Origin of the sequence: Streptomyces anandii JCM 4720, from assembly GCF_014650655.1 — a bacterium.
GTDB lineage: Bacteria > Actinomycetota > Actinomycetes > Streptomycetales > Streptomycetaceae > Streptomyces > Streptomyces anandii.
The window spans coordinates 58,692-64,711 of record NZ_BMVJ01000019.1 but is presented as its reverse complement, the minus strand read 5'-3'; the positions used below and the strand labels follow the sequence as shown (position 1 = coordinate 64,711).

The following is a 6,020-nucleotide window of genomic DNA, read 5'->3' as shown; positions in this document are numbered from 1 at the left end:
CGGGGATGGCTTGCGGAATCGCCCTCAAGGGTATCCCGGCCGGACAGAACCGGGTCACGGTCGTGCCCGCAACGGCCGCACACCCGTGCCCGCAACGGCTTCACGTCCGTGCCCGCGACGGCTTCACGTCCGTGCCCGCGACGGCTTCACGTCCGTGCCCGCAGCGTGTCCTCCAGCCTCCGGGCCACGGACGCCGCCTCCTCGGGCGGCAGCGGGGCGCCCGCCGGACCGGTGACGTAGAAGGCGTCGACCGCGTTGGCGCCGAGCGTGCTGACGTGGGCGCTGCGCACCCGCACCTTGGCGTCCTCCAGGGCCCGCCCGATGCGGAACAGCAGTCCCGGCGCGTCCTGGGCGCGGACCTCGATCACGGTGGCGTGCCGGGAGGCGGCCGGGGCGACCGTCACGCGCGGCGGGGGCGCCACCACCCCGCGGCGGCGGGGATAGGCGGCGTCCCGCTCGGCGAGGCGGCCCGCCACGTCCAGGGAGCCGTCCAGGGCGCGCACGAGGTCGGCGCGCAGCCGGGCGGCCTGTGGCAGGGACCCGTACTCGGCGGCGACCCGCCAGTTCAGCAGCAGTACGGAGCCGTCGTCGACCCCCGCGGGCAGCTCCAGGGCGCGCAGTTCGGCGGTGCGCACGGTCAGGCGGTGCACGGCGAGGACACCGGCCACGCAGGGCAGTACGCCGGGCTGGTCGGGGACGGCGACGACCAGTTCCACGCCGAGCGGCTCGGGCCCCGCGGCGCCGCTCTCCGCGTCCCCGGTCCCCTCCGGCTCCCGCCTGGCAGGCGGCTCGGTCTGGGCGCGCAGCGACAGGACCGGCCCGCCGGTGCGGAACGCCTCGACGGCGAGCCGTTCCTGTTCGGCGCTGGGCGCGCCGGGCTCGGGCTCGTCCGGGTCGTCGCCCGCGAGGGCGGCGGAGACCCGCCGGACCAGGTCGGCGACGAGCGAGCCGCGCCAGGTGGACCAGGCGGCGGGGCCGGTGGCGAGCGCGTCGGCCTCGGTGAGGGCGTGCAGCAGTTCGAGGGTGCTCTGGGTGCCGACCGCCCGGGCGACCGCGTGGACGGTGGCCGGGTCGTCCAGGTCGCGCCGGGTGGCGGTCTCGACGAGGAGCAGGTGGTGGCGTACGAGGGTGGCGAGGACGCCGGCGTCGGCGTGGTCGAAGCCGATGCGGCCGGCCACGTCCTTGGCGATGATCTCGCCGGCCACGGAGTGGTCGCCGGGCCAGCCCTTTCCGATGTCGTGCAGCAGCGCGGCGACCAGGAGCAGGTCGGGGCGGCTGACGCGGCGGGTGAAGGCGGAGGCGCGGACGGCCGTCTCGATCAGGTGGCGGTCGACCGTCCAGACGTGCACGGCGTTGCGCTGCGGGCGGCAACGGACCCGTTCCCAGTCGGGCAGCAGTCGGCTGACCAGGCCTTCCGCCTCCAGGGCCTCCCAGACCTCCACGGTGGGGCGGCCGGAGCCGAGCAGGGTGACGAGCTGTTCGCGCGCCTCGGCGGGCCAGGGCGCGGCCAGGGGGCGCACGGTGGCCGCCATGCGCCGTACGGCGTGCAGGGAGAGCGGGAGTCCGGCCTGCGCGGCGGCGGCCGCGGCGCGCAGAGGGAGTACGGGGTCGCGTTCGGGGCGCGCGGTGCGGGCGAGCACCACCTCGCCGTCCTGTTCGACCACACCCTCGGCGAGCGGTGACCGTTCCGGGGCCGGTTTTCCGCCGCCCAGCATGGCGCGCAGCCGGGGCCGCACGGCGCGCGCCCTGAGTACGCGCCCCACTTCGCGCCAGGTGACGTCGCCGGCGTAGGAGATGACCCGCGCGGACTCGTACACCTGACGCAGCAGGGCGTCGGCGTCGAGGAGGCCGAGTTCGGCGGCCACCTGGTCCTGCTCCTGGAGGGAGAGCCGGTCGGTGGCCCGGCCGGTGGTCAGGTGCAGGGCGTCGCGTACGTCGAGGAGCCGGCGGCGGGCGTCGGCGAGGCCCTCGCGGGGGGCGTCGGCGAGCCAGGAGGCGGCGACGGCGCGCAGGGCGGTGGCGTCGCGCAGTCCGCCGCGGGCCTCCTTCAGGTCGGGTTCCAGCAGGTACTGCAGCTCGCCCTGGCGTTCGGCGCGCTCGGCGCACAGCTCCCGCAGCTCGGGCAGGCGCCTGGGCGCCTGGTTGCGCCAGTCGGCGAGCACGGCGGTGCGCAGCGAGGCGGTCAGTGCGAGGTCTCCGGCGAGGTGCCGGGCGTCCAGGAGGCCGAGCTGGACCTTGAGGTCGCCGGCCGCGGTCTTGCGGGCCTCGGCGGGGGTGCGCACGGAGTGGTCGAGGGCGAGGCCGAGGTCCCACACGGGGTACCAGAGGCGGTCGGCGAGGGCGGCGACGGCGCCGGGGTCGCCGCCGTCGTGGAGCAGGAGCAGGTCGAGGTCGCTGCGCGGGGAGAGCTCGCCGCGTCCGTAGCCGCCGACGGCGACCAGACAGACCCCGCGCAGACCGCCCGCCGCCGCGGCCGCGGCGTCGAACAGGCCGGCCAGCCAGCCGTCGGTGAGCGAGGCGAGGGCGGCACGGCGCGGCGGCCCGGACCGCGCCCCCTCGGTGAGGAGGCGCAGCCGGGCCGCCGCGTAGCCGCCGGGTCCCGAGTCCTCTGCTTCGTTGTGCACGTCTGTGCCCGTCACCCGGCGACTCCCGTCCTCGTGCCTGTCAGAGCGCGTCCGGACCGCGCTCGCCGGTCCGCACCCGCACCGCCGTCTCGACCGGCAGGGACCAGACCTTGCCGTCGCCGATCTTGCCGGTGCGGGCCGCCTTGACGACCACTTCGATCAGTTGCTCGGCGTCGTCGTCCTCGGCCAGTACCTCGATACGGATCTTGGGTACCAGGTCGACCGTGTACTCGGCGCCCCGGTACACCTCGGTGTGTCCCCGCTGACGACCGTAGCCGCTGGCCTCGGTGACCGTCAGGCCGTGGACTCCGAAGGCCTGGAGGGCCTCCTTGATCTCGTCGAGGCGGTGGGGCTTGACGACGGCGGTGATGAGCTTCATGCGTCCACCTTCTTGCTCTGCGTGGCGGCCAGGGCGGGTGCGGCGAGCGAGCCGAGGACTCCGCCGCCCGCGCCGCTGAAGTCGTATGCGGTCTCGGCGTGCTCGGCCTGGTCGATGCCGGAGATCTCCTCGTCCTCGGTGACGCGCATCCCGATGGTGCGGTCCAGCAGGAAGGCGAGGACCGCGGAGACGACCAGGGAGTAGGCGAGGACGGCGAAGACACCGGCGCACTGCTTCCAGAACTGGTCCATGCCGCCGCCGTAGAAGAGGCCCTTGACGTCGGACTGGCCCTTGCCGCTGGCGAAGAAGCCGATCAGCAGGGAGCCGAGGACACCGCCGACCATGTGGACGCCGACCACGTCGAGCGAGTCGTCGAAGCCGAAGCGGTACTTCAGGCCGACCGCCATGGCGCACAGGACACCGGCGATGGCGCCGACCGCGATGGCGCCGAGCGGGGAGACCGCGCCGCCGGAGGGGGTGATCGCGACGAGTCCGGCGACCGCGCCGGAGGCGGCGCCCAGCGTGGTGAACGCGCCGTGGCGGATCTTCTCGTAGACCAGCCAGGCGAGCATGGCGGCGCCGGTGGCGACCTGGGTGTTGACGAACATCAGCGGGCCGACGCCGTCGTCGTTGCCGAGCCAGGAGCCGGCGTTGAAGCCGAACCAGCCGAACCACAGCAGGCCCGCGCCGAGCATGACCAGCGGGAGGCTGTGCGGGCGCATCGGGTCCTTCTTGAAGCCGACGCGCCTGCCGATGACGAGGATGACGCCGAGGGCCGCCGCACCGGCGTTGATGTGCACCGCGGTGCCGCCGGCGAAGTCGATCACTCCGAGCTTGAAGGCCCAGCCGCCCGTGCCCCAGACCCAGTGGGCGACCGGGAAGTACACGATCGTGACCCACAGGACCAGGAACAGGGCCCAGGCGCTGAACTTCACGCGGTCGGCCAGTGCGCCGCTGATCAGGGCGGGGGTGATGATCGCGAACATCAGCTGGAAGACGGCGAAGACGAAGACCGGGATGGTGTAGCCCGGCCAGAGGTCCGTCTTGCCGATCCCGCTGAAGCCGACGTAGTCGGAGGTCCAGCCGATGATCGAGCCCTTGTCGGTGCCGAAGGCCATCGAGAAGCCGTACAGCACCCACAGGATGGTGACGATCCCGAGGCTGATGAAGCTCATCATCAGCATGTTCAGCGTGCTCTTGACGCGGACCATGCCTCCGTAGAAGAAGGCCAGGCCCGGGGTCATGAGCATCACCAGGGCAGAACAGATCAGCATGAAGCCTGTGTTGGCGGACGACAGCTTGGGTGCGTCCGCCGCAAGCATGATGGCTGGAGCCATCGGCGTCTCCTCGTCGGTTGGTACGGCCCCGTGCGGGCGAAGCCTGAGCGGTCCGGTGGGTGAGGGGTGGGCCGGTTATGCGCCATGAGACTGACGCAGCGCGGTTTCGGTGGAAGCCCCTCGTTGTTTCGCCGGGGTGACGAAGGTGCCGTGCGTGTTACGCGTGGATGAATTGGGCGCGGGAACGAGGCCGGCCGCGGGCGGCCTTCCGATGACCTGGCATGGGGGAGCCGAGTCGGGCAGTTCGGGAGGGCCGGCCGCGGCCGGGGTTCAGGGACCCGCGCGCGCTGTGCGGGGTGTGCGTGCTGTGCCTGGTGTGCGGACGGTGCGTGTTCAGACCGCCTCGGCGGTCTCGGGGAGGTCGGCGGCGAGCTGCTCGGTGAGGTCGACGACCTCACCGAGGTCGCCGAAGTCGCGTACGGCGCTGTCGACGGTCTTTCGGATACGGGTGTTCACGCGCTCGGAGCGGACCTTCCTGGCCACCTGCATGGCCCGCGCGGCGTACCGCGTGCTCTGCTCGGGCTCGCGCTGGAGCAGGTGCACGGTGGCCATGCCGATGAGGTTGAGCGCGTACGACCGCTGGTGTTCCGCGTCCTCGGCGAACAGCTGGACGGCCTTCTCCATCAGCGGCTCGGCGAGCGAGGCGTAGGCGGGGCTGCGGCCGGCGACGTAGGCGAGGTCGCGGAAGGAGTGGCTGTTCTCGCCGTACAGCTCGGCCTCGGAGAAGAAGCGGATCCAGTCGGGGTCCGGCTCGTCCCAGTCGTCGGCGTCGGCGAAGGTGTCCTCGGCCATGCGGACCGCGCGCTTGCACTTGCCGGGCTGGCCCATGTTGGCGTAAGCGCGGGCCTCCATCGCATACAGCATGGACTGGGTGCGCGGACTGGCGCAGTCCCGGCTGCCGTACTGGGCGAGGTGGATGAGTTCCAGGGCGTCCTCGGGGCGGCCGAGGTGGATCATCTGGCGGCTCATGCTGGACAGCACGTAGGAACCGAGGGGCTTGTCGCCGGCCTCCTTTGCCGCGTGCAGGGCGAGCACGAAGTACTTCTGGGCGGTGGGCTGGAGTCCGACGTCGTAGCTCATCCAGCCGGCCAGTTCGGCCAGTTCGGCGGCGACCTTGAACAGGCGCCTGGTGGTGGGCGCGGGCTGGGGCTCCTGGAGCAGGTCGGTGACCTCGTGCAGCTGGCCGACGACCGCCTTGCGGCGCAGGCCGCCCCCGCACTGGGCGTCCCACTGGCGGAACATCCGGGTGGTGGTCTCCAGCAGTTCCAGCTCGGGCCGGGAGAGCCGGCCCGGACGGCGGGCGGCCGCGGCGGGCTCGGGCTCCGGGAGCGGGGCGGGGGGCGCGGGCACGAGCCAGCGCTGCAGCGGCTCGATGAGGGACGGGCCCGCGGACAGCACCAGCGAGGTCCCGAGGAAGCCGCGCCGGGCCAGCATGAGGTCGCTGCGCGAGAACTCGCTGAGCAGGGCCACCGTCTGCGGGCCCGTCCACGGCAGGTCGACGCCGGTGGTGGAGGGCGTCGGGCGGGCGGTGCGCAGGCCGAGGTCCTCGACGGAGACCACGCAGCCGAAGCGCTCGGAGAACAGCTCCGACAGGATCCTGGGGATCGGCTCGCGCGGGTTCTCCCCGTCCAGCCAGCGGCGCACGCGGGAGGTGTCGGTGGAGATGTGGTTGGCACCCAG

Annotated in this window: 4 protein-coding genes; all 4 read right to left on the bottom strand. The window is 73.3% G+C overall.

Annotated elements, in window-relative coordinates; genetic code table 11:
• Positions 1-146: 146 nt before the first annotated feature.
• Positions 147-2,639, bottom strand: coding sequence for a [protein-PII] uridylyltransferase (locus tag IE249_RS27775; protein ID WP_189709045.1), 2,493 nt, complete (start codon positions 2,637-2,639; stop codon positions 147-149).
• A gap of 25 nt (positions 2,640-2,664) precedes the next feature.
• Complete coding sequence (locus IE249_RS27770; protein WP_039656487.1) at positions 2,665-3,003, bottom strand: P-II family nitrogen regulator; 339 nt, start codon at positions 3,001-3,003, stop codon at positions 2,665-2,667.
• Positions 3,000-4,340 carry an ammonium transporter gene (locus tag IE249_RS27765; RefSeq protein ID WP_189709043.1) on the bottom strand — a complete coding sequence of 447 codons (1,341 nt, stop codon included), beginning with the start codon at positions 4,338-4,340 and terminating at the stop codon, positions 3,000-3,002. The genes IE249_RS27770 and IE249_RS27765 overlap by 4 nt, the downstream gene beginning before the upstream one ends.
• A gap of 333 nt (positions 4,341-4,673) precedes the next feature.
• On the bottom strand, positions 4,674-6,020 hold a 1,347-nt coding region (gene nsdA, locus IE249_RS27760; protein WP_229859386.1), incomplete at its 5' end, for a transcriptional repressor NsdA.